Here is a 22,705-nt window from a genome sequence, read left to right as displayed (position 1 = left end):
CCGTTCACGCCCGACGCACCGCACGAAAGAGACGACGATGACCGAGCAGACGCTCGCCCCCCGCGCTCCGGACGCCGCACCCGGCGACGGCGGCGCCGACGGACCCGCCCCGCGGCCGACCGTCCCCCCGCGCCCCGAGTCGCACGCCCGGCGGTTCAGCCCGGGCTGGATCGCCAAGCTGATCCTCGTCGGGCTCGTCGACGCGCTGGGCCTCTACGGCATCGTCGCGGCGGCCGGCGTCCAGAGCTGGGGGATCGTCGCGTTCCTCGTGCTGGCGCTCGCCGTCGTCAACTGGGCGTACTTCTCCAAGCGCGCGATCCCCGCGAAGTACCTGGTGCCCGGGATGCTGTTCCTCCTCGTGTACCAGCTCTTCGTCATGGCGTACACGGGGTACATCGCGTTCACGAACTACGGCGACGGGCACAACTCCACCAAGTCCGACGCGATCTCCGCGATCGAGACGCAGAACCAGGTGCGGCTGCCCGGCTCGGCGGCCTTCCCCGTCGCGGTGGTGAGCCGCGGCGACGAGCTGGGCTTCGCCGTCGTGCAGGACGGGAAGGCCGAGATCGGCACCGCGGACGACCCGCTCGCCCCCGCGGACGGCGCGACGGTCGCCGGCACCAAGGTCACCGCGGTCCCCGGCTGGCAGGTGCTGACCTTCGCCGACATCGCCGGCCGCGCCAAGGACGTCACTGCGCTCGCGGTCCCCGTCTCCGACGACGCCGCGGACGGCACCCTGCGCACGCAGAACGGCTCCGTGGCCTACGTCTTCTCGCCCGTCATGGAGTACGACGCGAAGACCGACACGTTCACCAACACCAAGACGGGCGTGACGTACACGCCGAGCGACCACGGCAACTTCGTGTCGGCGAAGGGCGAGAGGCTCGAGCCGGGCTGGCGGGTCACCGTCGGCTGGGAGAACTTCACGAAGATGTTCACGGACTCGCGGATCTCCGGCATCTTCCTGAAGGTCACGCTCTGGACGTTCGCCTTCGCGTTCCTGTCGGTCGCGACGACGTTCTTCCTCGGCCTCTTCCTCGCGCTGGTGTTCAACGACCCGCGGGTCCGGGGCCGCAAGATCTACCGCTCGCTGCTGATCCTGCCGTACGCGTTCCCCGGCTTCCTCGCCGCGCTGGTGTGGAGCGGCATGCTCAACTCCAAGTTCGGCTTCGTCAACCAGGTGCTCCTGGGCGGCGCGAACATCGACTGGCTCGGCGACCCGTGGCTGGCGAAGCTGTCGGTGCTGGGGGTGAACCTCTGGCTCGGCTTCCCCTACATGTTCCTCATCTGCACGGGTGCGCTGCAGTCCATCCCGGGCGACGTCATGGAGTCGGCGCGCGTCGACGGCGCCGGCCCGTTCCGGGCGTTCCGCTCCATCACGCTCCCGCTCCTCATGGTGAGCGTCGCGCCGCTCCTGATCTCGAGCTTCGCGTTCAACTTCAACAACTTCTCGCTGATCTACCTGCTCACGGGAGGCGGGCCGGACTTCGTGGGCGCGCCGATCCCCGTCGGCAGCACCGACATCCTCATCTCGATGGTCTACTCGGTGGCCTTCGGGACGGGATCGAACGACTACGGCCTCGCGAGCGCCGTGTCGATCCTCATCTTCATCGTCGTCGGGCTGATCTCGTGGCTCGGCTTCCGTCGCACGCGCACCCTCGAGGAGCTCTGACATGGCCGCCATCGAGCCGACCCGCACCCCGATCGCCCGGGTCGAGAGCGCCGACGACGCCGGCGGGCCCGTCAACGACACCCGCCTCCGCGGCGGCCGGTGGTGGAAGGAGGTCGGCTGGCGCCACGTCGTGGGCGTCCTGGCCATCGCCTTCTGCATCCTGCCGTTGCTCTACGTCCTGTCGGCCGCACTCAACCCGAACGGCAGCCTGACGGGCTCGAACGACCTGTTCTCGTCGGTGAGCCTCTCCAACTTCACGGAGCTGTTCCACCGCGGGTTCGGCCGGTGGGCCGCGAACTCGCTGATCATCTGCGTGGTGACGGCGATCGGGACCGTGCTCATGGGCGCCGCCGCGGCGTACGCGTTCTCGCGCTACCGGTTCCGCGGGCGCCGCTCGACGCTCACCGGCCTGCTGCTCGTCCAGATGTTCCCGCAGATGCTGGCCGCGGTCGCGATCTTCCTGCTGCTCCTGCAGCTCAAGGACGTGTTCCCGGTCCTCGGCCTCAACTCGATCCCCGGGCTCATCGCCGTCTATCTCGGCGGCGCGCTCGGCGTGAACACGTTCCTGCTCTACGGGTTCTTCAACACGGTGCCCAAGGAGCTCGACGAGGCCGCCCGCATCGACGGCGCGACCCACGGCCAGGTCTACTGGACGATCATCATGCCGCTCGTGACGCCGATCCTCGTGGTCGTGGGCCTGCTGTCGTTCATCAGCACGTACGGCGAGTTCTTCATCGCGAGCACCGTGCTGCAGTCCACGAACAAGTTCACGCTCGCGATCGGCCTCTACCAGTGGGCGTCCGACGAGCGCAACGCGCCCTGGGGCCTGTTCGCCGCAGGGGCCGTCCTCGCGGCGATCCCCGTGATCCTGCTGTTCCTGTTCCTGCAGAAGTACATCGTCGGGGGCCTGACCTCGGGCTCGGTCAAGGGATGACCGGCGGCCGCACCCGTGTCCTGACCGACCTCCCGCACCACGACGGCTCCGAGGCGTACGTGCCCGCGGGCGCGCCGGCGCTCGGCGACGCCGTCCCCGTCCGCGTCCGCGTGCCGCACGCGCCCGACGCTCCCGGCGACGACGACGTGTGGGTCCGGGTGGTGCAGGACGGCGAGCCGCTCCTCGTGCAGGCGCGGCCTGAGCGTCGTGACGAGCACGAGACGTGGTTCGTCGCGGATGTCGTCGCGCACAACCCGGTCACGTCGTACCGGTTCTTCCTGGGCCCGTCGACGAGGCCCGGCGGGCACCGTTGGCTCACGGGCCGCGGGGTCGCGACCCGCGACGTGCCCGACGCGTCGGACTTCCGGCTGAGCACGCACGCGCCGCCGCCCGGGTGGGGGACGGGCTCGCTCGTCTACCAGGTGTTCCCGGACCGGTTCGCGCGCTCCGCCCGCGCCGACGCCCACGAGACCCCCGACTGGGCCGAGCCGCGCCGCTGGGACGACCCCGTCGACGGCTTCGGTCCCGGCGCGGGCCGCCAGCTCTACGGCGGCGACCTGTGGGGGATCGCGGAGCGGCTCGACCACCTCGAGCGGCTCGGCGTCGACGTGCTGTACCTCACGCCGACGTTCCCCGGCCGCTCGAACCACCGCTACGACGCCACGACGTTCGACCGCATCGACCCGCTGCTGGGCGGCGACGCGGCGCTCGCCGCGCTCGCCCGGGCCGTGCACGCCCGCGGCATGCGGATCATGGGCGACCTCACGACCAACCACACGGGCGTCGGACACGAGTGGTTCGGTCGCGCCCTCGCGGACCCGGTCTCGCCCGAGCACGACTACTACTACTGGACGCCCGACGGGCACGTCGGGTGGCTCGGCCACGCCAGCCTCCCGAAGCTCGACCACGGCGCCCCTGGCCTGGCCGAGCGGCTCGTGCGCGGGCCGGGCTCCGTCGTCGGGCGCTGGCTCGCGGGCGGCGGTGACCTCGACGCCGGCCTCGACGGGTGGCGGATCGACGTCGCCAACATGACGGGGCGCTACCGCGACGCGGACCGCGCGCACAGCGTCGCGCGGGAGATCCGCTCCACGATGGCGGCGGTCCGCCCGGACGCGCTGCTCGTGGGCGAGCACTTCCACGACGCCGGAGCCGACGCGCAGGGCGACGGCTGGCACGCCGTCATGAACTACTCCGCGTTCACGCGGCCGCTGTGGTCGTGGCTCACGCCCCACGGCGCCGTCCGCTCGCTCGAGCTGCCCGGTCCGATCGCTCGTCGCGACGGTAGGGCGACGGTCGCCACGATGCGGGAGTTCGCGTCCGCGGTGCCGTGGGCGGTCACGCGGTCGCAGTGGAACATGCTCGCCTCGCACGACACGCCGCGCCTGCGGACGATCGCCGGCTCCGCCGACCTCGCGCACGCGGCCGCCGCGATGCTGTTCACCTACCCGGGCACGCCCGTCGTGTTCGCGGGCGACGAGCTGGGGCTCGAGGGCCGCAACGGCGAGGAGTCGCGCACGCCCATGCCGTGGGACCGCCCCGGAGACCGCGACGAGGCCACGTTCGCGCACTACGCGACGCTCGCCCGGCTGCGGCGCTCGAGCCGGGCGCTCCGCGAGGGCGGCCTGCGCTGGGTCGTGGTCGACGACGACGCCGTCGCGTACGTCCGCGAGACCGCCGACGAGCGGGTGCTCGTCCTCGTGGCGCGGGCACCGTGGCCGGGCGCGCGCCTGCCCGCGGGCACGTTGCTCGGCGCCGACGTCCCCGAGACCCTGCTCGGCGACGCGCCGCTGCGCGTCTCGGGCTCGGGCGCCGACCGGGTGCTCGAGCTGCCCGGCGACGGTCCGGCCGCGCACGTGTGGCGGCTCGCATGAAGCATGCGCCCGAGGTCCCCGACGTGGTGGTCGCGGGACCGGTCTCGTGGAACGAGATCGTCCACCTCGACGCGCTGCCCGACGCGGTCCCGCACACCGTCTTCGCGAACGGCTCCTACCGGACGGTCGGCGGGACGTCGGCGGGCAAGGCGCTCAACCTCGCGGCCCTCGGCCGCCGCGTGCTGCTGCGCACCGTGCTCGGCGACGACGACGCCGGACGCTCGGCCCGCGCGGCGCTCGCGGTGCCGGGGCTCGAGCTGGCCGCCGCCGCAGCCGCGGACGGCCGGACCGAGCGACACCTCAACCTCATGGGGTCGGGCTCCGAGCGGCTGTCCGTGTACCTGCACGCACCGTCCGACGTCCCCACGTCCGACCCGGGCTGGGAGCGCACGCTGGCCGCGCTCGACGAGGCGCGCGCCGTCGTCGTGGACCTGGCGCCGCACGCGCAGCCCCTGCTGGCCGAGGCCGCGCGCCGCGGCGTGCCCGTGTGGGCGGACGTGCACGACTGGGACTCGCGGGCCGCGTTCCACCGCCCGTGGGTCGACGCGGCGTCGTACCTGTTCCTCAGCTCCGAACGGTTGCCCGAGCACCGCGCGCTCATGAGCGAGCGCGTCGCCGCGGGCGCGCGCCTGGTCGTGTGCACGCACGGCGCCGACGGGGCGACCGCGCTCGACGCCGACGGCCGGTGGTACCACGTCGACGCGGTCCCGGTGGAGCGGGTCGTCGACACCAACGGCGCGGGAGACGGGTTTGTCGCGGGCTTCGTGGACGCCACGCTCGACGGCGCGGACGTCCCGGAGGCGCTCGCGGTGGCGGCCCGGCACGCCGCGGACGTCGTCACGAGCGAGGGTCTCGCTCCGGCGCGGTCCGAGGTGGAGCACCGTCGGCGTGCGATCTGACGGCGGCAGGCGCCGACGTCGTTAAGGTGTGACCGTGCACACCGATCCGCCGCGGCCCGCCGCCGGGGCCCCCGTGGCGGGCTACGACGACGCCGCCCAGGAACGCTGGCTGCCCGAGCCGCCCAAGTCGAGTGCCCGGAGCGCGTTCGAGCGCGACCGGGCCCGGCTCGTCCACTCGTCCGCCCTGCGCCGCCTCGGCGCCAAGACGCAGGTGCTGGGGCCCGGCACCGACGACTTCGTCCGGACCCGGCTGACCCACAGCCTCGAGGTCGCCCAGGTCGGGCGCGAGCTCGGCAAGGCGCTCGGCTGCGACCCCGACGTCGTCGACAGCGCGTGCCTCGCGCACGACCTCGGCCACCCGCCGTTCGGGCACAACGGGGAGCGCGCGCTCGCCGAGGTCGCCGCCGACATCGGCGGGTTCGAGGGCAACGCGCAGACCCTGCGGATCCTGACCAGGCTCGAGCCCAAGCGCGTCACCCCCGACGGCCGGTCCGTCGGCCTCAACCTCACGCGCGGGACCCTCGACGCCGCGACCAAGTACCCGTGGGGCCCGGGGGAGGGACCCGCGCGCCGCGACGGGACCCCCACGCCCAAGTTCGGCGTGTACGACGACGACCGCGAGGTGTTCGGCTGGCTGCGCGACGGCGTCCCCGGGGGTCCCCACAGCCACGCACGGTGCATCGAGGCCGACGTCATGGACCTCGCCGACGACATCGCCTACAGCGTGCACGACGTCGAGGACGCCGTCGTCGGCGGGCGCCTCGACCTTGCGGTGCTGGAGGGTGGCGAGGCGCAGGCACGCGTCGTCGACGCCGTGCACGCCTGGTACGGCCGCCAGTTCGACGCCGCCGCGCTCGAGGCGGCGATAGGTCGCCTCCTTGCGACCGGCGACCTCGTGACCGGGTTCGACGGGTCTCGCCGCGCGCTCGCGACGCTCAAGGACGCGACCAGCCAGCTCATCGGACGGTTCAGCCGCGCCGCCCAGGACGCCACGCGCGACACGTACGGCGACGGCCGCCTGACGCGCTACGCGGCGCGTCTCGTCGTCCCCGACGAGACGACCGCCGAGATCCTCGTGCTGAAGGGCGTCGCCGTCGCCTACGTGATGGCGCCCCGCGAGTCCGAGCCTCTGTACCTGCGCCAGCGCGAGATCATCGCCGACCTCGCGCGTGTGCTCCTCGACCGGGCTCCCTCGTCCCTCGAGACGCACTTCGCCGAGGACTTCGACGCCGCACCCGACGACGCCGCCCGGCTGCGCGTCGTCGTCGACCAGGTCGCGTCGCTGACCGACCTGTCAGCGATGCAGCTGCACGCGCGCCTCGTCCGCCCCTGACCCGCCGGCGCCCCGCCGGACGACGCCCAACCCCGAAGGAGGACCGGTGCACGCTGTCCTGTGGACCGCGCTCGGAGTGACCCTGGCCACCTGGCTGCTCGCGGTCGTGACCCGCGACGCGTCCTGGGTCGACCGGATCTGGTCGATCGTCCCCGTCGCCTACGCCTGGATCTTCACCGGCACCGGAGGCTGGGACGCGCGCGCCGTCCTCGTGTCCGTGCTCATCACCTGCTGGGGCGCGCGCCTGACCTTCAACTTCGCGCGCAAGGGCGGGTACAGCGGGACCGAGGACTACCGGTGGCCGGTGCTGCGCGCCCGCCTGAAGCCGTGGCAGTGGCAGCTGTTCGTTCCGGTGTTCGTCTCCGGGTTCCAGAACGCGCTGCTCGTCGCGATCACGCTTCCGGTGTGGAGCATGGGGCGGTTCCCCGAGGGGACGGCCATGGGCTGGACGTCCTACGCGCCGCTCCACAGCGGGACGTTCGCCGCTACTCTGTCCGATCTCCGGCCGGTCGGCGGCTGGGACGTCCTCCTGGTCGCGCTGTTCGTGCTCTTCCTCGTGGGCGAGACCGTCGCGGACCAGCAGCAGTGGGTCTTCCACCGCCGCAAGCGCGCCGCCGCGGCCCGCGGCGAGACCCTCGAGCCGGGCTTCCTGGACACCGGGCTGTTCCGCTGGTCGCGCCACCCGAACTTCTTCTGCGAGCAGGCGCAGTGGTGGGTCGTCTGGCTGTTCGCCGTGGTCGCACGGGGTCAGGACTGGGGCTGGACGGTCCTCGGGGCGGTCGCCCTGACCGGCCTGTTCGTCGGGTCGACCCGGTTCACGGAGTCCCTGACGTCGGCGAAGTACCCGGCCTATGCCTCGTACCAGCGCCGGACGTCGATGCTGGTCCCGTGGTGGCCGCGGCGCGTCGCCGCCGGCTGAGGTCGGAGGGCCGGGGAACCGGCGCTCACCTGCGGGACGGAGCGTCGTCGTACTCGACGTAGGCGGCCTCGACCTCGCAGGCGGTGCACCGGAACCGCCAGACGACGGCCGACCAGGTGCCGTAGTCGACGCGCTCGGGCTCTAGGGCGACGACGGGGTGCTCGCACATGGGGACTCCTTCGGCAGATCGGGGTGGGTGCTCGTCATCCTGGTGCGCGGCACCCACACGAGAGGTCACGTCCTGCGGGAAAGACGCACCCCGGGTGCTGTTCGTGACCTCTCGTGCCCGGCTCAGCCCGCCTCGGTCGCCATCCAGGCGTCGGAGGCGCGCTGGACGTCCGCCGCGGTGATCTGCGGTGCGACGTGGACGAGGAACCAGCGGTGGCCGAAGGGGCAGCGCAGCTCGGACTGACGGAAGCCCTCGAACCAGTCGGCCGGCTCGGCGACCGCGCTCGCGCCCGCGGCGACGGCCCGGGCGAAGGTGGTGTCGACGTCGTCGGCGCTCGGCAGGTTGACCGTGAAGGAGACCGACGACGGCGCGGACGCGTCCGGCGCCGCCGACGAGCCCGGGAAGGCGGCGGCGACGGTGAACGTCGACCCGCCGAGGCTCAGGTCCGAGTGGATGATCGCGTCGCCGGCGGTGATCTCGTCGACCACCTCGGCGCCGAGCGCCCCGACGTAGAAGTCGATCGCGGCGCGGGCATCGGTGACGGTCAGGTTCGGGTGCAGGGTCGAGGTCTGCATCGGGAGTCTCCTCGGGACGTCGGAACGGGACGTCTCCCATGCTCGTGTGGGCGTGGCCTGGCAGTCTTGGAGGAATGCGACAGGTGTTCGACGACGGCTCCACCCCCCGCGCGACGGACGGCATCGTCGACCCGACGGGCGCACGGGCGTGGTTCACGCTCGACCGGCGCGCGCCGACGCCCGACCTCGCCGACGTCGTCGGCTGGTACTGGGTGAGCCACTGGAACCTCGGCGAGCGGGCGCACGTCCAGCCCGTGATCGCGCACCCCGTCGTGAACCTCGTCGCCGAGCCGCAGGGGTTCGCCGCCCACGGGTTCGTCCCCACGGTCGACGAGCGCCGCCTCACGGGTCACGGGGTGGCGGTCGCAGCGATGCTGCGGCCGGGCGCGTTCGCCGTCCTGAGCGGTGGCGCGACGCTCGCGCCCGCCGTGGGTGCGTCGTCGGGCGCCCCGGCGCGCACGATGCCGGCGACGAGCGTTCTCGGCCCTGCCGCCGCGTCGGCCGGTGAGGCCGCGGTCGAGGCCGGCCTGGCCGGGCGCGTCGACGACGCCGTCGCCCTCCTCGACGCTCTGCTGCGCCCCGTCGTCGAGGCGCGGCGGACCGCTCCCGACGCGCGGCGCTCCTGGCGGGACCTGGCGTTGGTCGGCGCGGCGGTCGAGGCGGCCCGTGAGACGGTCGGGCCGGGGGAGACGGTCGACGTGCTCGCACGGCACCTCGCGGTGTCCGTGCGCGCCCTGCAGCGGGCGTTCGAGCGCGTCGTCGGCGTCGGGCCCAAGTGGGTGCTGCAGCGCCAGCGCGTGCACCGCGCGGCCGAGCTGCTCGCGATCGATCCCGCGCAGGACCTCGCGGCCCTCGCGGAGGGCGTCGGCTACTACGACCAGGCACACTTCACGCGCGACTTCGTGACGGCGACGGGGACGACGCCCGGCGCGTACGCGCGCCGCTGCGCCGCGAGCCTCGCCCGGCTGGGCCCGGGCCGGGTCGCGCACGGCGGGGACCCCCTGCGGACGGCGAGCGGACGGGGGACGGCCGCCACCGCCCTCGCTGCGCGCCCCTAGGATGAGAGGCGTGGCAGGCCGGATCCGACGCGAGGACGTGGACGCCGTCCGCGACCGCACCCGCATCGAGGAGATCGTCGGCCAGCACGTCACGCTGCGTACCGCGGGCGTCGGCTCGATGAAGGGCCTGTGCCCCTTCCACGACGAGCGCACCCCGTCGTTCCACGTGCGGCCTCAGGTCGGGCGGTGGCACTGCTTCGGCTGCGGCGAGGGCGGCGACGTCATCTCGTTCGTCCAGAAGGTCGACGGGCTCGGGTTCACCGAGGCCGTCGAGTACCTCGCAGGCCGGGTCGGCATCCAGCTCCAGTACGAGGACGGCGGCGGCCCGCGCACCCGCGAGGAGCCCGGCCGCCGGCAGCGCCTGCTCGACGCGAACCGCCAGGCCTCGGCCTTCTACACCGAGCAGCTCGTCAGCGCCGGCGCCGCCACGGCGCGGACGTTCCTCGCCGAGCGGAGCTTCGAGCGGGCCGACGCCGAGACGTTCGGCGTCGGGTACGCACCGCAGGGCTGGGACAACCTCCACCGGCACCTGCGCGGCCGCGGGTTCACCGACGCCGAGCTGCTGGCCGCGGGACTCGTCACCCAGGGGCAGCGGGGGGTCTACGACCGCTTCCGCGGCCGGCTCGTCTGGCCGATCCGCGACGTCACGGGCGAGGTCGTCGGGTTCGGCGCCCGACGCCTGTTCGACGAGGACCAGGGCCCCAAGTACCTCAACACCCCGGAGACGACGCTCTACAAGAAGTCCCAGGTCCTGTACGGGATCGACCTCGCCAAGCGGGAGATCGCCAAGCAGCGCCGGGCCGTCGTCGTCGAGGGGTACACCGACGTCATGGCCGCGCACCTGTCGGGGGTGACGACGGCCGTCGCGACCTGCGGGACGGCGTTCGGCTCGGACCACGCCCGGATCGTGCGCCGCCTGCTGGGCGACACCTCCGCGGGCGGCGGCGTCCAGCTCGCGAGCGGCCAGTCCGTGGGCGGGGAGGTCATCTTCACGTTCGACGGCGACGCCGCGGGCCAGAAGGCGGCGCTGCGCGCGTTCGGCGAGGACCAGCGCTTCTACGCGCAGACGTTCGTCGCGGTCGAGCCGACGGGCAAGGACCCGTGCGAGCTCCGGCTCGCGGGCGGCCCGGAGGCGGTCCGCGCCCTCGTCGACGGCCGTCAGCCGCTGTTCGAGTTCGTGATCCGCTCGACCATCACGCGCTACGACCTGGGCACGCCCGAGGGCCGGGTCGGCGCGCTGCGCGAGGCGGCGCCCGTCGTCGCCGGCATCCGGGACGCCGCGCTGCGGCCGGAGTACGCGCGGCTGCTCGCCGGCTGGCTGGGCATGGACTCCGACACGGTCCGGCGGGCCGTGTCGTCGGCCAAGCCGCCGCGCCTGGCCGACGACCGCATCGAGCGGCCGTCCCGGCAGGACGGTCGTGCACAGCAGGGCAGTGGCGCGCGGCAGGGCGATCCGGCCGACGACGCGCGGCCGGCGGCGACCCCGGTCCCGACGCTCGTGCGTCCGAACCCCCGCGACCCCGTCGCCGCGCGCGAGCGCCAGGCCCTCGAGGTCGTCCTCCAGGTGCCGCACGCGCTCGACGCCGCCCAGTTCGACGCGCTCGGACCCGAGACGTTCGCCGTCCCGGCGTGGCGCGCCGTGCACGACGCCGTCCGCGCGGCCGGAGGCCTCACCGCCGCCGCCGCGCAGCCCGAGTCGGCCTGGGTGGAGCTCGTGGGGGAGCAGGCGCCCGAGCCGGTGCGCCCCCTCATCACCGAGCTCGCCGTGACGCCCCTGCCGGAGGACCGGCCGGACGCGCTCGCCTCGTACGCCCAGGGCGTCGTGCGTTCGCTGGTCGACCTGGGGCTGACCCGTCGGATCGCGGACCTCAGGGGCCGGTTGCAGCGGACCGACCCCGCGGCCGACGCCGACGGCTACGCGCGGACGTTCCAGGCGCTGCTCGAGCTCGAGCACGAGCGGCGGCTGCTGCGCGAGTCCGTCGCCTGAGGCGCACGGACGGACCATCGCCGCCCGCGGCTTCCTTCTAGCGTCAGGCGCCCCCGCGCGCATGCCTCATGTGCCGTGCGCTTCGTGTGCCGTGCGCTTCGCGTGCAGCGCGGGTCGTGCGCGCTTGGCCGCCGAGGTCGCGGCGGTGCTCCGCGTCACGGGCTTGCCGGGGGGTCTGGTCGCCCGATCGCGGTCCCGTCCTGCCGGGTGAAGATCCATCCGGCGGTCGTCCACGTCATGGTGATTGACCGGGCGTCGACGAGGTCATGGTGGTGCCAGCACAGGAGTGCGGCGTTGTCGACGGACGTGGTGCCGCCGTCGGCCCAGTGGGTCTTGGCGTGGTGGACCTCGCACCGCGAGGGTGGCTGGTCGCAGCCGGGGTACGTGCAGCGTCGGTCACGGGCGATCACCGCCCGGCGGAGCTGGCCGCGGACGGTCCGCTGGGTTCGTCCGACGTCCAGGACGGTGGAGTCCGGGCCGAAGACGACGCGCGTGACCTCGCAGTCGCACAGCAGGCGGCGCAGGACGGGTCGGGGGACGGGTGTGAACAGGTCGGGGTCGTCCTGCCAGTGCGCAGGGCCCGGGCCGTCGAGCGCGGCCCGGATGTTCGCGAGCAGGCGGTGCACGTCGGCGTGCGCGGTGCGACCGGTGCCCTCGGGAATGCCAGGGATGCCCGCGCCGGTGCCGTCGTCGGCGCCGGTGTCGTCGGCGCCGGTCTCGCGGTCCCGCGGATCGCCTGCCGCGAGGTCGTGGAGCTCGGCGTGGGAGACGTGAACGACCAGGTGCGGCCGGACGGCGGCGCCGGCGCCCGCGAGGCCGTGGTCGAGAGTCAGGTGGGCGAGGTCGGTGAGGGCCTGGGCGCGGCGCTGGGTGGCGGTCCGCCGGTCGCCGGCTGCCGGGACACCGAGCACCGCGCGGGTCGCCTCGTCCAGGAGCCGGCCGTGCTCGGTGGTCAGGAACCCGGCGAGGTGGTACCCGCCCCAGGTGGGTGAGAGCTCGAAGAACTCGCGTTCGGTGGCCTCGGTGTAGCCGCGCTCATCGGCGCCGGGGTCCGCGACGTGCGCGAAGTACCGCACGGCTCGCCGGAACGCGGTCAGCGAGAACTTCCGGGCGACGTCGAGGAGCGCCTGCTCTCCGGTCACCGTCACCCGCGCGACGCCGTCGGCCGCTGCATCATCCACCGCTGTGTCGTCGGCGGCTGCGTCGGGGGTGCGGGGTTCGGACGCCGGGTCAACCACGGCGGTGAGGGCTTGCCTGCGGGGGTCGGAGGTCGCGGCGACGTCGACCATGGTCCGCACGTGGTCGGCGCCGAGCTCCCCGGCGAGTGCGGCGTCGCGCGTCGCGGGGACGGTGTCACGCAACGCCCGGGCAGTACGCACGTCGCGGCGGGCGGTCGCGAGGGCGACGTCGTCACGGCGGGCGAGCCAGTGCGCGAAGGAACGGGACCCGTCCACGGCCCACCGACCGTCGGCCTCCAGCGCCGGCAGCACGCACAGGCGGGCGGCGTCCAGGCGTGCGGTGAGCTCACGCAGCCGGGTCGCGGCGGTCGCGAGGGCGGCCGGCTCCGTGTCCGTGGCGCCGGCACGCGAGGCCCGCGCACACACCGCGTCGATCACGACCTCGAGCACCGCAAGATCGGCCTCCCACGCGTCGGGCTCGATGGTCAGGGCCGGGTGCGGGTCGGGCGGCACGAGAAGTTCAGGGGAAGGCGCCGCGCGACCGAGCGCCTCTCGCTCCGGCGCCTCGACCGTGCCCATCTCCACCTCCCGCGTACGCTCGACGACTCTCCGATCCTATCGAACATATGTTCGAATAGGAAGCGCTGTCGACGCCCGCGACACGAGGGGCCCGACACGAAGCCAGTCAGGCGAGGGGGCGCGGGGGTCTTCGGGCCGAGGAGACCGCGGCGTCGCCGACGCGATCCTCACGGTCAACCAAGGACGTCGTCGAGCGTCCCGGCGTCGAACTTTCCGGTCACGAGCTCCTTCGGCACCTTGTTGCCGTCGGGCGGCGCCCAGTAGACGAGCTCGCCGTGGACGATGTACCGGTGGATCGGCTGCCACACCGGGTGACAGCTGGTGAGGGTGATGAGCCGCTTCGTGGGCTTCTTCGTCCCGGTGGTGTCGCCGGGCACGGGCGCCACCTGCTCGCCGTTGCGCCACCCGGTGACGAGGTGCTCGGTGACCGCGTACACGTACCAGCCGTCCTTGGTCTGGACGATCACCGGGTCGCCGGTCTTGAGCTTGTCGATGTCGTGGAACGGCTTGCCGTAGGTGGTGCGGTGACCGGCGATCGCGAAGTTCCCGACCGCGCCGGGCATCGCGGTCCCGACGTAGTGCCCGATGCCCTTGGTGTCGAGGACGGTCGCCTTGTCGGTGCCCTCGGTGATCGTCTTGGCGTAGTCGTCGCCGAAGCGGGGCACGTACAGGGTCGCGAACGTGGTGAGGAGCGCGGGTTCTTTGTCCACCTTGGGCGTCTTCGTCGACGGCGTGAGGTACGCCGGCTCGGCGGGCGCGTCCTGCGGCTCGAACGCCCAGCCGAGCGCTGCGACGTCCTTGGCCTGCGCCTGGGCCGACTGGACGTTCGTCCACCACAGCTCCCACACGAGGAACAGGCCGAGGATGACGCCGAGCGTGATGAGGATCTCGCCCACGGTCCCGATGACGGCGCCGACGGGCGAACGGCGGCGTCGACGGGCGTGTGCGGTCATGGCTCCTCGCGGCGGTCGGGTCCCGCGCGTCGGCGGGGCAGGGCAAGGATACGAGACGCCGCTGGCCGGTCCCTGGGTCCGGTGACCGGGCCCGACGGGCGGCTGCTCGCGGTACGACGAAGGCCCGGGACCAGAGGTCCCGGGCCTTCGTGCCGTGGTGGCGAAGCTCCTGCGGCTGGACTCGAACCAGCGACCGTCCGATTAACAGTCGGATGCTCTGCCAACTGAGCTACGCAGGATCGCGGGATAAAGCCTAGCAGCCCGGACGGGGTGGTTCCGACCGTCGCCGGACCGCCGCGACACCCCCGAGAAGCCCTCATCCCTTCCGGGTGAACTGAACGGACAGTCCCGGCGCTTCCCGCGCCAAACGCCCACTCCGGTGCTACGTTCCGAAGCATCGTGAGGCGGACGTCGTGGGCGCTTGCGTCACGACCCGGACATCTTCACCGCCCGAGGAGGCAACCGTGAGCTTCTGGAACTACTTCTGGCTCGTCGTCGAGATCTTCTTCTTCTTCGCGTACCTGGTCGTGCTGTTCATGATCATCAGCGACCTGTTCCGCGACCACAAGCTCTCCGGCTGGTGGAAGGCCCTGTGGGTGATCTGCCTGATCATCTTCCCGCTCATCACCGCGCTCGTGTACGTGATCGCACGCGGGAACGGCATGGCCCAGCGCCAGGTGCAGGCCCAGCAGCAGGCCAAGGCCGTGACCGACGGCTACATCCGCGACGTGGCCGGCGCGTCGCCCGCGGACCAGATCGCGACCGCCAAGCAGCTCCTGGACTCGGGCGCGATCGACCAGGCCGAGTTCGACAAGCTCAAGGCCGCCGCTCTCGCCTGAGCGCGGCGCCGCGGGAGGAGCGGGGATGTTCGAGTACTGGATCCGTGACGTCACGGGGGACCACCGCGGCACCCTGGTCCGCGCCGAGTACGACGACGACGCGATCGCCGCGGTCAAGGCCCGCATCCGGTCGGGCGAGATCGGCCCGTTCCGGGGCGAGATCACGCTGGTCCGGTCCGACGGCGAGGTCATCGAGACGTGGGACGGCCCCGACCAGGTGTTCTACCTGGAGGAGAACGGCACGCCCGGCGCGTGACCGGCACGAAGAGGCCCGCACCCTGGAGGGTGCGGGCCTCTTCCGCGTCTCGGTGGAGGCGTCTCAGCGGCGACGAACCTCCCGCCCGGCCCGGTCCGGCGGCTCCCGGCTCGACCCAGAACCGCCTGAGCTCGGTCGCGCCGTCCCGCTAGGTCACGACGACCCCGGCGGCCCGGGGGGAGAGCGGCATGTGCCCTCGACGGGCGGCGTGCCTCGGCACGTGAGTAGGGCAGGTGGGGCTTGAACCCACGACCGACGGATTATGAGTCCGCTGCTCTGACCGGCTGAGCTACTGCCCCGCGCCGACAGCGTACCGGCCCGCGCCCTCCCCGTGCGGGGAGCGGCGCGGGCCGGTGGTCGCGTCGGACGGCGATCGGCGTCAGGCGGGCGAGACCTCGTCGACGCCAGGCAGCGTCCGGGTGGTCGCCAGGCGGCGGTACCAGTGCGCGGAGTCCTTCCACGTCCGGACGAGCGTGTCGTAGTCGACCCGGATGATGCCGAACCGCTTGGAGTAGCCGTAGCTCCACTCGAAGTTGTCGAGCAGCGACCACGCGAAGTACCCGCCCACGTCGGCGCCGGCGTCGATGGCCCTGCCCACGGCCTCGACGTGGTCGTGCAGGTAGGCGACGCGCTGCGGGTCGTGGACGGCGCCGTCGGGCGAGACGACGTCCTCGAACGCGGCCCCGTTCTCCGTGACCATGAGCGGCTGGTCGGGGTAGGTGGCGTGCAGCGAGAGCAGCAGGTCGGTCATGCCCTGCGGCTCGATGTTCCAGCCCATCGCGGTGTACGGGCCGGGCTGCTGCAGGAACTCGACGTCGGTGACGCCAACCCACGGGCTCGCCGCGGACTCGGCGTGGCCGTCGTTCTGCTCGGGCGCGCCTTCGCCGGCGAAGTGCCGGACGCGCGCCGTCGAGTAGTAGTTCACGCCGAGCACGTCGAGCGGCTGCCGGGTGATCGCGAGGTCGCCGTCCTCGACGAACGACCAGTCCGTCACGTGCGCGGTGTCCTCGAGCAGGTCGGCCGGGTAGGCGCCGTCGAGCAGCGGGCCGAGGAACGCGCGGTTCGCGAGGGCGTCGATCTTGCGGACCGCGTCGGCGTCCTCGGCGCTGTCCGTGTCGGGACGCACGACGTGGAGGTTGAGCGTGACCGACGTGCGCGCCTCGTCGCCGAGGACGTCGCGGACGGCCTGGACCGCGAGGCCGTGCGCCAGGTTGAGGTGGTGGACCGCGCGCAGCGCGCCCTCGCCCTCCGTGCGGCCCGGCGCGTGCACGCCCGACCCGTAGCCCAGGTACGCCGAGCACCACGGCTCGTTGAGCGTCGTCCAGGTGTCGACGCGGGTGCCGAGCTCCTGCGCCATGCGGCGGGCGTACTCGGCGAACGCGTAGGCGGTGGCGCGGTTGGTCCAGCCGCCCTCGTCCTCGAGCTCCTGCGGGAGGTCCCAGTGGTAGAGCGTCACGACCGGCTTGACGCCCGCCTCGGTCAGCGCGTCCACGAGGCGCGAGTAGAACGCGATGCCCGCCTCGTTGAAGTCGCCCGAGCCGCCCGGCTGCACGCGCGGCCACGAGATCGACAGCCGGTAGGCGTCGAGACCGAGGTCGCGGATGTGCTGCACGTCCTCGGCCCAGCGGTGGTAGTGGTCGTCGGCGACGTCGCCCGTGTCGCCGTCGAGCACCTTGCCCGGGGTGCGCGAGAAGGTGTCCCAGATCGACGGCCCGCGGCCGTCCTCGTCCGCAGCGCCCTCGATCTGGTAGGCGGCGGTCGCGGAACCCCAGACGAAGTCGTCGGGGAACCGTCGTGGCGTGCTCATGCTTCTCCTCGGAGGCCGGGAATGCTGTGGTGGTCAGGATGCAGGGCACTGCCCCGGAGCCGTCGGTTCATCGTGCCAGACCCAGGCGACCCTCGGCGGTGCCGGGCTCGAACCGGACGACGCGGTCGCCGGAGCGCAGGGACCACGCCCGGTCGGACGTCGTCGTCACGACGACCTCGTCGCCGGTGCGCCGCACGTGGAACTCGGCGTCGCTCGCGCCCACGCCGGCGTCGGCCGCGGGGACCACGACCGTGGAGTCGTGGCCGTCGGCGAGCTCGAACAGCTGGAGGGTGACGCCGTCGGCCCAGTCGTAGTCGGTCGTGTCGTCCCGGGCGCCGACCGGGAGGACGGTGTCCGGGCGGACGAGCAGCGGGAGCGAGTCGAAGCCGTGCCGCTGCGTGACCCAGCGAGGGCCGGTGACGACCTCGCCGTCGAGCAGCGACGTCCACGTGCCCTCGGGCACGTAGACGGCGGTCTCACGCTCCGCGCTGAAGACCGGCGCGACGAGCAGCGACGGGCCGAGCAGGTACTGCGTGTCGACGTCCCAGCCGCCGCGGTCCTCGGGCAGCTCGAGCACCATCGGGCGCATGAGCGGCGTGCCGTGCCGGACGACGTCGCGGGCGGCCGCGCCGAGGTAGGGCAGGAGCGAGAGCTTGAGCCGGGTGAAGCGCCGCGCCACGTCGACGGCCTCGTCGTCGAACGCCCACGGCACCCGGACCGAGCTCGAGCCGTGCAGGCGCGAGTGCGAGGACAGCAGGCCGAACGCGAGCCAGCGCTTGAACACGGCGGGGTCGGGGTCGCCCTCGAAGCCGCCGATGTCGTGGCTCCAGTAGCCGAAGCCCGACATGGCGAGCGAGAGGCCGCCGCGCAAGGTCTCCGCCATCGAGACGAACGTCGAGTCGTTGTCGCCGCCCCAGTGGACCGGGTACTGCTGCCCGCCCGCGGTCGCGGACCGCGCGAACAGCGCCGCCTGGCCCTTGCCGCGCTTGCGCTCGAGCAGCTCGAACACCGTCTGGTTGTAGAGGTGCGTGTAGTAGTTGCGCATCTTCTGCGGGTCGGAGCCGTCGTGCCAGACGACGCCGTCGACGGGGATGCGCTCGCCGAAGTCCGTCTTGAAGCAGTCGACGCCCATGTCGAGCAGGGCCTCGAGCTTGCTCGCGTACCACGCGGCCGCGGCGGGGTTGGTGAAGTCGACGAGCCCCATGCCGGCCTGCCACAGGTCCCACTGCCAGACGCCGCCGTCGGTCGTCCGCAGCAGGTAGCCCTTCTCGACGGCCTCCGCGAACAGGGCGGACTTCTGCCCGATGTAGGAGTTGATCCACACGCAGACGCGCAGGCCCTTCTCCTTGTAGCGGGCGAGCATGCCCTCGGGGTCCGGGAACGTGCGCGGGTCCCACTCGAAGTCGCACCACTGGTACTCGCGCATCCAGAAGCAGTCGAAGTGGAACACCGACAGCGGGATGTCCCGCTCGGCCATCCCGTCGATGAACGACGACACCGTCTTCTCGTCGTAGCTCGTGGTGAACGACGTCGAGAGCCACAGTCCGTAGGACCACGCGGGGACCTGCGGGGGGCGCCCGGTGAGCGCGGTGTAGCGCTCGAGGACGTCCTTGGGCGTCGGGCCGTCGATCACGTAATACTCGAGGTGCTCGCCGGCGACCGAGAACTGGGTCCGCTCGACCATCTCGGAGGCGACCTCGAACGAGACCAGCTCGGGGTGCGCGACGAACACGCCGTACCCCGCGCTCGTCACGTAGAACGGGACGTTCTTGTACGCCTGCTCGCTGGACGTGCCGCCGTCCGCGTTCCAGATGTCGACGGTCTGGCCGTTCTTGACGAACGGGCCGAACCGCTCGCCCATCCCGTAGACCTTCTCGCCGACGCCGAGCGCGAGCTGCTCGTGGACGAACGGGCCGTCCGGGGTGGTCGCCACGCCCGAGCCCTTGGGCAGGCTCGACGTGAGGACCTTCCCGCGCGACTCGAAGTCGACCCGCCACGGGCCCGTGCGGTGCACGCGGACCGACAGGTCGCCCGTCGTGAGGACCGCTGCCTCGTCGTCGACGTGGGTCGTCACCGCGACGTCGGACCGGCGGATCGCGAACTCGGGGTGCCGCGGGCGGGCGCCCGCCCAGTGCTCGACGCGGACCTTGACGACGCCCGCGGCAGGGCTCGAGTAGGTGAGCGTCAGGAGCGGGGCGTTGAGGGTGTCGCCGCGCCCCCGCACGTGCTTGGTGGCGGCCCAGACGGTCAGGGTCCCGGCCTCGGGGTCGGCGCGCACGTCGTCGACCTCGACCGGGTGGAGGACCTCGACGCCGGGACGCAGCTGCCAGTAGCCGTCGGTGAACTTCATGGTGGGGTGGTGCTCCTTACTTGACGGCGCCTGCGGTGATGCCGCGGGTGAGCGTCCGCTGGAAGAAGAGGAAGAACAGCAGGGTCGGGATGAGGGACACGAGCGTGCCCGCGTTGAGCGTGGGGACGTCGAGCGTCTTGTCGCCCTGGAGCGAGGACAGCGCGATCGGGACGGTCTGCGTGTCGTTGGTCGTGAGCATGACGAGCGGGATGAAGAACTCGTTCCACGTCCAGATGAAGAAGAAGATCAGCAGCACGGACAGGGTGGGGCGCACGACGGGGAAGATGACCCGCCACAGGATCTGCCACCGGTTCGCGCCGTCGAGCGAGGCGGCCTCGAGCAGCGCGCGCGGGAAGGTCCCGAGCACGGACGAGAGCAGGTAGGTGCCGAAGGCCGCCTGGATGACCGTGAAGATCAGCACGATGGACCAGCCCGAGTTGTTCAGGCCGATGTTCTGCATCATGCGGAACAGGGGGTAGACGAGCACCTCCTGCGGCAGCATGTTCGCGAGCAGGAAGACGCCGACGATCCAGAGCCTGCCCCTGACGCGGCCGATCCCGATCGCGAACGCGGACAGCAGCGACAGCGCGACGCCGAAGATCGCGACCAGGCCGGACGTCCAGACGGAGTTCCACAGCTTGACCGGGAAGTCGACCCGGTCCCAGAAGACCTTGAGCCCGTGCGTGTAGAACTCGGTGGGCCACGACAGCGGGCCGTTCGACGAGTAGTCGTCGGGCGACTTGAAGGCGTTGAGCAGCATGATCACGAACGGAGCGACCATGAGCAGCGCGACGAGCGCGCTGATCACGAGCAGCACCCAGCGCAGCGGCCCACGGTGGAACCGGTCGCGCGGACGGCGGCCCGGCGTCCCGGTGCGGGCGGCGGGCGACTCGGGGAGGGTCTCGGTGACGGTGGCCATCAGGCACCCCTCTCTTCCTTGCGAGCGCTTCGGTTCTGCAGGTACTGGATGACCGACGCGACGATGATGATGATGACCGTGAGGACGGTCGCGATGGCCGCGCCGTAGCCGACCTTCGACTTGTCGAAGAAGTTCAGGTACGAGTAGTACGACGGGACGAGGGTCGAGCCCTCGGGCCCGCCGCGGGTCAGCACGTAGATCGGCGCGAACACCTTCAGCGCGGCGATCGTGCAGGTGAGGGTGATGACGAACGTCTCGGGCTTGATCTGCGGCAGGGTGATCGCGCGGAACCGGGCCCACCAGTTCGCGCCGTCCAGCTCGGCCGCCTCGTACAGCTCGGGGTCGACGCGCTGGAGCGCCGACATGAAGATCACCGTGGGGTAGCCGATCTGGATCCAGATCAGGACGAGCATGACCGAGGGGAGCGCCGTCGACGGGTTTCCCAGCCAGTCGGGCGGGTTCTGGACGCCGAGGGACGTGAGGATCTGGTTGAGCGCCCCCGTCTGGGCGTTGAGGACCCAGTTCCACAGGATGCCGGCGACGGCGACGGGGAGGATCTGCGGGAGGTAGTACGTCGCGCGCAGCACGCTCGCGACCCGGCCGTTGAAGTGCTTGCCGATGTAGTCGAACAGCAGCGAGGCGAGCAGCAGGCCGATGACGGTCGGGATGATGACCATCGCGATGATCATCCAGACCGAGTTCTGGAAGGACTGCCAGAACTGGTCGTCGTGCATGAGGTCGGCGTAGTTCTCGAGCCCGACCCACTTCATCTGGGTGATGCCCCCGCGCCACTTGTGCAGCGAGTACCAGATGTTGAGGACGAAGGGGATCCCGATGATCGCGACGAACGCGGCGAGCCCGGGGATCAGGTAGAGCCAGTACGTCGACGGCACCCAGCGCCGTCGACCGGAGCCGCGCCGGGCGGCGCGTGGCGCCGGCGTCGGCGCCGAGGGATCCTGCGCGGGCAGGGTGGCGGGTGCGGAAGACATCGGTTCTCTCTCTGGTGACGGCGGGGGCCGGCGGGGCGGGCCCGGACGCTCGTGCGAGCGTCCGGGCCCGTTCGCGTCAGCCGTTGACGAGGTCGTCCTTGCCGGACTCGTACTGCTCCTTGAGCTGGTTGAGCACGTCCGAGGTGGACTTCGAGCCGTTCACGACGGACTGGAGGGCGCTGACGATCTGGTCGTAGAAGCCCGCGACCGGCCAGTCGGGGTAGAAGGCCAGGGCGTCGTCCTTCACGATCTTCTGGAACTGCTCGGTGAAGGTCTTCGTCTTCGGGTCGGTGATCGTGGAGGCGTCACCGGCGATCGGCAGGCCGCCCTTCTGGCCGAGGATGTTCTGCACCTCGTCGCTCAGGGTGATGTCGATGAAGTCCTCCGCGAGGCCCTTGTTCTTCGCGTTCTGCGGAACGACCCAGAGGTTGCCCGACGAGCCCAGAGCGAAGTCGGAGTCCGGGAAGGCGAACTGGCCCCAGTTGAACTTGACCTCGTTGACGAGGCGCCCGAACCACCACGAGCCGGAGACCATGATCGGGTACTTGCCCGAGATGAACGACGTGCCCATGTCCTCGGCGGTCAGGCCGGCCGAGTTCTTGGGGATGTAGCCCTTCTTGGTCCAGTCGCTGATCGTGTCGGTCGCGGACGTGAGGGGCTCGCCCTGCCAGTCGACGTCGCCCTTGAAGAGCTGGTAGGAGTCGATCCAGGAGCGGTCGGCCTTGGTCAGCGCGAGCTGGTACCAGAGCTGCCCGAGCGGGTACTCGGCGCCGGCCGGGTTGAGCGGAGTCACGCCGGCGGCCTTGAACTTCGCGAGGGCCGCGGTGAACTCGTCGAGCGTGGTCGGGACCGTGACGCCGTACTTCTTGAACAGGTCCTGGTTGTAGTAGACCGTCACGTACTCGCCGTAGTTCGGGATGCCGTACCAGTCGCCCGAGCCCATGAGGCCGTTCTCGTCGTACTGGGCGGTCGTCGCGATCGAGCCGGTGACCTTCTTGTCCCAGCCGCGGTCCTTGGCGACGTCCGTCAGCGGCGTCAGGAGGCCCTGCGAGGCGAGCTGCCCGGCGGTCGCGTTGCCCTTGTTGTACTCCATGACGTCGGGCACGTCGTCGCCGGTGAGGACGATCTTGGCGTTCTTCTGGATCTGCTCGAAGGTCTGCTTCTCCTTCTTGACCGTGACGCCCGGGTGCTTCTCCTTGAAGATGTCGATGGCCTTGGCCCAGGCCTGGCCCATCGCCGAGTCGTCGGTCTCGTAGTCCCAGATGGTCAGGGTCTTACCGTCGGCGTTCTTGGTGGCGTCGTCCGAGCCGCCCCCGGAGCCGCCGGAGCCTCCGGAGCAGGCGGCGAGGGTCAGGGGCAGGGCCAGGGCGGCGGCGAGTGCGCCGGCCGTGATCTTGCGCTTCACGGTGTGTCCTTCC

At 72.1% G+C, this 22,705-nt stretch carries 19 protein-coding genes and 2 tRNA genes; 10 read left to right on the top strand and 11 right to left on the bottom strand.

The annotated features are described in order from the left end of the window. Positions 1 to 37 precede the first annotated feature (37 nt). From ACLQ14_RS07325 to ACLQ14_RS07300, 6 genes are read left to right on the top strand one after another with little or no spacing between them, the layout of a single operon-like run. Complete coding sequence (locus ACLQ14_RS07325; RefSeq protein ID WP_425811406.1) at positions 38 to 1,672, top strand: ABC transporter permease subunit; 1,635 nt, start codon at positions 38 to 40, stop codon at positions 1,670 to 1,672. A gap of 1 nt (position 1,673) precedes the next feature. Then, on the top strand, positions 1,674 to 2,606 hold the full coding sequence (locus ACLQ14_RS07320) for a sugar ABC transporter permease (protein WP_425811404.1): 933 nt from the start codon (positions 1,674 to 1,676) through the stop codon (positions 2,604 to 2,606). Beyond that, positions 2,603 to 4,477, top strand: coding sequence for an alpha-amylase family glycosyl hydrolase (locus ACLQ14_RS07315; protein ID WP_425811402.1), 1,875 nt, complete (start codon positions 2,603 to 2,605; stop codon positions 4,475 to 4,477). The genes ACLQ14_RS07320 and ACLQ14_RS07315 overlap by 4 nt, the downstream gene beginning before the upstream one ends. After that, positions 4,474 to 5,376: a carbohydrate kinase family protein gene (locus ACLQ14_RS07310; protein WP_425811400.1), complete on the top strand. Its 903-nt coding sequence runs from the start codon at positions 4,474 to 4,476 to the stop codon at positions 5,374 to 5,376. The genes ACLQ14_RS07315 and ACLQ14_RS07310 overlap by 4 nt, the downstream gene beginning before the upstream one ends. A gap of 34 nt (positions 5,377 to 5,410) precedes the next feature. After that, on the top strand, positions 5,411 to 6,709 hold the full coding sequence (locus ACLQ14_RS07305; protein WP_425811398.1) for a deoxyguanosinetriphosphate triphosphohydrolase: 1,299 nt from the start codon (positions 5,411 to 5,413) through the stop codon (positions 6,707 to 6,709). A 46-nt stretch (positions 6,710 to 6,755) separates the two neighbouring features. Further along, a complete protein-coding gene (locus ACLQ14_RS07300; protein ID WP_425811396.1) occupies positions 6,756 to 7,628 on the top strand; it encodes a DUF1295 domain-containing protein in 873 nt (290 codons plus the stop codon). Between the two features lie 25 nt (positions 7,629 to 7,653). Here the strand turns inward: ACLQ14_RS07300 and ACLQ14_RS07295 are convergent, their stop codons facing one another. Both ACLQ14_RS07295 and ACLQ14_RS07290 read right to left on the bottom strand, forming a co-directional pair. Further along, positions 7,654 to 7,797, bottom strand: a complete 144-nt coding sequence (locus ACLQ14_RS07295) for a hypothetical protein (protein ID WP_425811394.1) — start codon at positions 7,795 to 7,797, stop codon at positions 7,654 to 7,656. A 122-nt stretch (positions 7,798 to 7,919) separates the two neighbouring features. Further along, positions 7,920 to 8,372: a VOC family protein gene (locus ACLQ14_RS07290; RefSeq protein ID WP_425811392.1), complete on the bottom strand. Its 453-nt coding sequence runs from the start codon at positions 8,370 to 8,372 to the stop codon at positions 7,920 to 7,922. Between the two features lie 74 nt (positions 8,373 to 8,446). Here ACLQ14_RS07290 and ACLQ14_RS07285 point away from each other — a divergent pair, with 74 nt between their 5' ends. Together ACLQ14_RS07285 and dnaG are read left to right on the top strand one after the other, a co-directional pair. Then, a complete protein-coding gene (locus ACLQ14_RS07285) occupies positions 8,447 to 9,430 on the top strand; it encodes a helix-turn-helix domain-containing protein (protein ID WP_425811390.1) in 984 nt (327 codons plus the stop codon). Positions 9,431 to 9,440: 10 nt separating this feature from the next. Then, on the top strand, positions 9,441 to 11,417 hold the full coding sequence (gene dnaG / locus ACLQ14_RS07280) for a DNA primase (RefSeq protein ID WP_425811388.1): 1,977 nt from the start codon (positions 9,441 to 9,443) through the stop codon (positions 11,415 to 11,417). Between the two features lie 155 nt (positions 11,418 to 11,572). Here the strand turns inward: dnaG and ACLQ14_RS07275 are convergent, their stop codons facing one another. The 3 genes from ACLQ14_RS07275 to ACLQ14_RS07265 form a co-directional block, all read right to left on the bottom strand. After that, positions 11,573 to 13,174: a DUF222 domain-containing protein gene (locus ACLQ14_RS07275; protein WP_425811386.1), complete on the bottom strand. Its 1,602-nt coding sequence runs from the start codon at positions 13,172 to 13,174 to the stop codon at positions 11,573 to 11,575. Between the two features lie 173 nt (positions 13,175 to 13,347). Further along, entirely contained in the window at positions 13,348 to 14,127 is a 780-nt protein-coding gene (locus tag ACLQ14_RS07270) for a class E sortase (RefSeq protein WP_425811384.1), read from the bottom strand. A 166-nt stretch (positions 14,128 to 14,293) separates the two neighbouring features. Next, positions 14,294 to 14,366 (bottom strand) — tRNA-Asn (locus ACLQ14_RS07265). A gap of 225 nt (positions 14,367 to 14,591) precedes the next feature. On the opposite strand from ACLQ14_RS07265, the gene ACLQ14_RS07260 reads away from it, so the two are divergent. Together ACLQ14_RS07260 and ACLQ14_RS07255 are read left to right on the top strand one after the other, a co-directional pair. Continuing rightward, a complete protein-coding gene (locus tag ACLQ14_RS07260) occupies positions 14,592 to 14,966 on the top strand; it encodes an SHOCT domain-containing protein (RefSeq protein ID WP_425811382.1) in 375 nt (124 codons plus the stop codon). A 25-nt stretch (positions 14,967 to 14,991) separates the two neighbouring features. Beyond that, positions 14,992 to 15,222: a hypothetical protein gene (locus ACLQ14_RS07255; protein ID WP_425811380.1), complete on the top strand. Its 231-nt coding sequence runs from the start codon at positions 14,992 to 14,994 to the stop codon at positions 15,220 to 15,222. A 225-nt stretch (positions 15,223 to 15,447) separates the two neighbouring features. Here the strand turns inward: ACLQ14_RS07255 and ACLQ14_RS07250 are convergent. The 6 genes from ACLQ14_RS07250 to ACLQ14_RS07225 all read right to left on the bottom strand — a co-directional run bounded on the left by ACLQ14_RS07250 (position 15,448) and on the right by ACLQ14_RS07225 (position 22,692). Continuing rightward, positions 15,448 to 15,521: transfer RNA gene (locus ACLQ14_RS07250), tRNA-Ile, on the bottom strand. 80 nt (positions 15,522 to 15,601) lie between these two features. After that, positions 15,602 to 17,029, bottom strand: coding sequence for a GH1 family beta-glucosidase (locus ACLQ14_RS07245; RefSeq protein WP_425811378.1), 1,428 nt, complete (start codon positions 17,027 to 17,029; stop codon positions 15,602 to 15,604). Between the two features lie 67 nt (positions 17,030 to 17,096). Next, the gene (yicI, locus tag ACLQ14_RS07240) at positions 17,097 to 19,379 is read right to left on the bottom strand and encodes an alpha-xylosidase (protein ID WP_425811376.1); all 2,283 of its coding nucleotides are present in this window, start codon (positions 19,377 to 19,379) and stop codon (positions 17,097 to 17,099) included. Between the two features lie 16 nt (positions 19,380 to 19,395). Further along, positions 19,396 to 20,298 (bottom strand): carbohydrate ABC transporter permease, encoded by a 903-nt coding sequence (locus ACLQ14_RS07235; protein ID WP_425811374.1) that lies wholly within the window; start codon positions 20,296 to 20,298, stop codon positions 19,396 to 19,398. Further along, positions 20,298 to 21,287 carry a carbohydrate ABC transporter permease gene (locus ACLQ14_RS07230; protein WP_425811372.1) on the bottom strand — a complete coding sequence of 330 codons (990 nt, stop codon included), beginning with the start codon at positions 21,285 to 21,287 and terminating at the stop codon, positions 20,298 to 20,300. The genes ACLQ14_RS07235 and ACLQ14_RS07230 overlap by 1 nt, the downstream gene beginning before the upstream one ends. Before the next feature lie 76 nt (positions 21,288 to 21,363). Next, complete coding sequence (locus tag ACLQ14_RS07225) at positions 21,364 to 22,692, bottom strand: ABC transporter substrate-binding protein (protein ID WP_425811370.1); 1,329 nt, start codon at positions 22,690 to 22,692, stop codon at positions 21,364 to 21,366. Between the last annotated feature and the right edge of the window lie 13 nt (positions 22,693 to 22,705).

Origin of the sequence: Luteimicrobium sp. DT211, from assembly GCF_049844995.1 — a bacterium.
Taxonomy (GTDB): Bacteria; Actinomycetota; Actinomycetes; order Actinomycetales; family Cellulomonadaceae; genus Luteimicrobium.
This window is presented reverse-complemented; position numbering and strand designations above follow the sequence as displayed.

Excerpts from the sequence above, each read along its gene's own strand:
- ACLQ14_RS07325 (WP_425811406.1), top strand. The coding sequence starts at position 38 with ATGACCGAGCAGACGCTCGCCCCCCGCGCTCCGGACGCCGCACCCGGC.
- ACLQ14_RS07320 (WP_425811404.1), top strand. The coding sequence starts at position 1,674 with ATGGCCGCCATCGAGCCGACCCGCACCCCGATCGCCCGGGTCGAGAGC.
- ACLQ14_RS07315 (WP_425811402.1), top strand. The coding sequence starts at position 2,603 with ATGACCGGCGGCCGCACCCGTGTCCTGACCGACCTCCCGCACCACGAC.
- ACLQ14_RS07310 (WP_425811400.1), top strand. The coding sequence starts at position 4,474 with ATGAAGCATGCGCCCGAGGTCCCCGACGTGGTGGTCGCGGGACCGGTC.
- ACLQ14_RS07295 (WP_425811394.1), bottom strand. The coding sequence starts at position 7,797 with ATGTGCGAGCACCCCGTCGTCGCCCTAGAGCCCGAGCGCGTCGACTAC.
- ACLQ14_RS07290 (WP_425811392.1), bottom strand. The coding sequence starts at position 8,372 with ATGCAGACCTCGACCCTGCACCCGAACCTGACCGTCACCGATGCCCGC.
- ACLQ14_RS07285 (WP_425811390.1), top strand. The coding sequence starts at position 8,447 with ATGCGACAGGTGTTCGACGACGGCTCCACCCCCCGCGCGACGGACGGC.
- ACLQ14_RS07275 (WP_425811386.1), bottom strand. The coding sequence starts at position 13,174 with ATGGGCACGGTCGAGGCGCCGGAGCGAGAGGCGCTCGGTCGCGCGGCG.
- ACLQ14_RS07270 (WP_425811384.1), bottom strand. The coding sequence starts at position 14,127 with ATGACCGCACACGCCCGTCGACGCCGCCGTTCGCCCGTCGGCGCCGTC.
- ACLQ14_RS07255 (WP_425811380.1), top strand. The coding sequence starts at position 14,992 with ATGTTCGAGTACTGGATCCGTGACGTCACGGGGGACCACCGCGGCACC.
- ACLQ14_RS07245 (WP_425811378.1), bottom strand. The coding sequence starts at position 17,029 with ATGAGCACGCCACGACGGTTCCCCGACGACTTCGTCTGGGGTTCCGCG.
- yicI (WP_425811376.1), bottom strand. The coding sequence starts at position 19,379 with ATGAAGTTCACCGACGGCTACTGGCAGCTGCGTCCCGGCGTCGAGGTC.
- ACLQ14_RS07235 (WP_425811374.1), bottom strand. The coding sequence starts at position 20,298 with ATGGCCACCGTCACCGAGACCCTCCCCGAGTCGCCCGCCGCCCGCACC.
- ACLQ14_RS07230 (WP_425811372.1), bottom strand. The coding sequence starts at position 21,287 with ATGTCTTCCGCACCCGCCACCCTGCCCGCGCAGGATCCCTCGGCGCCG.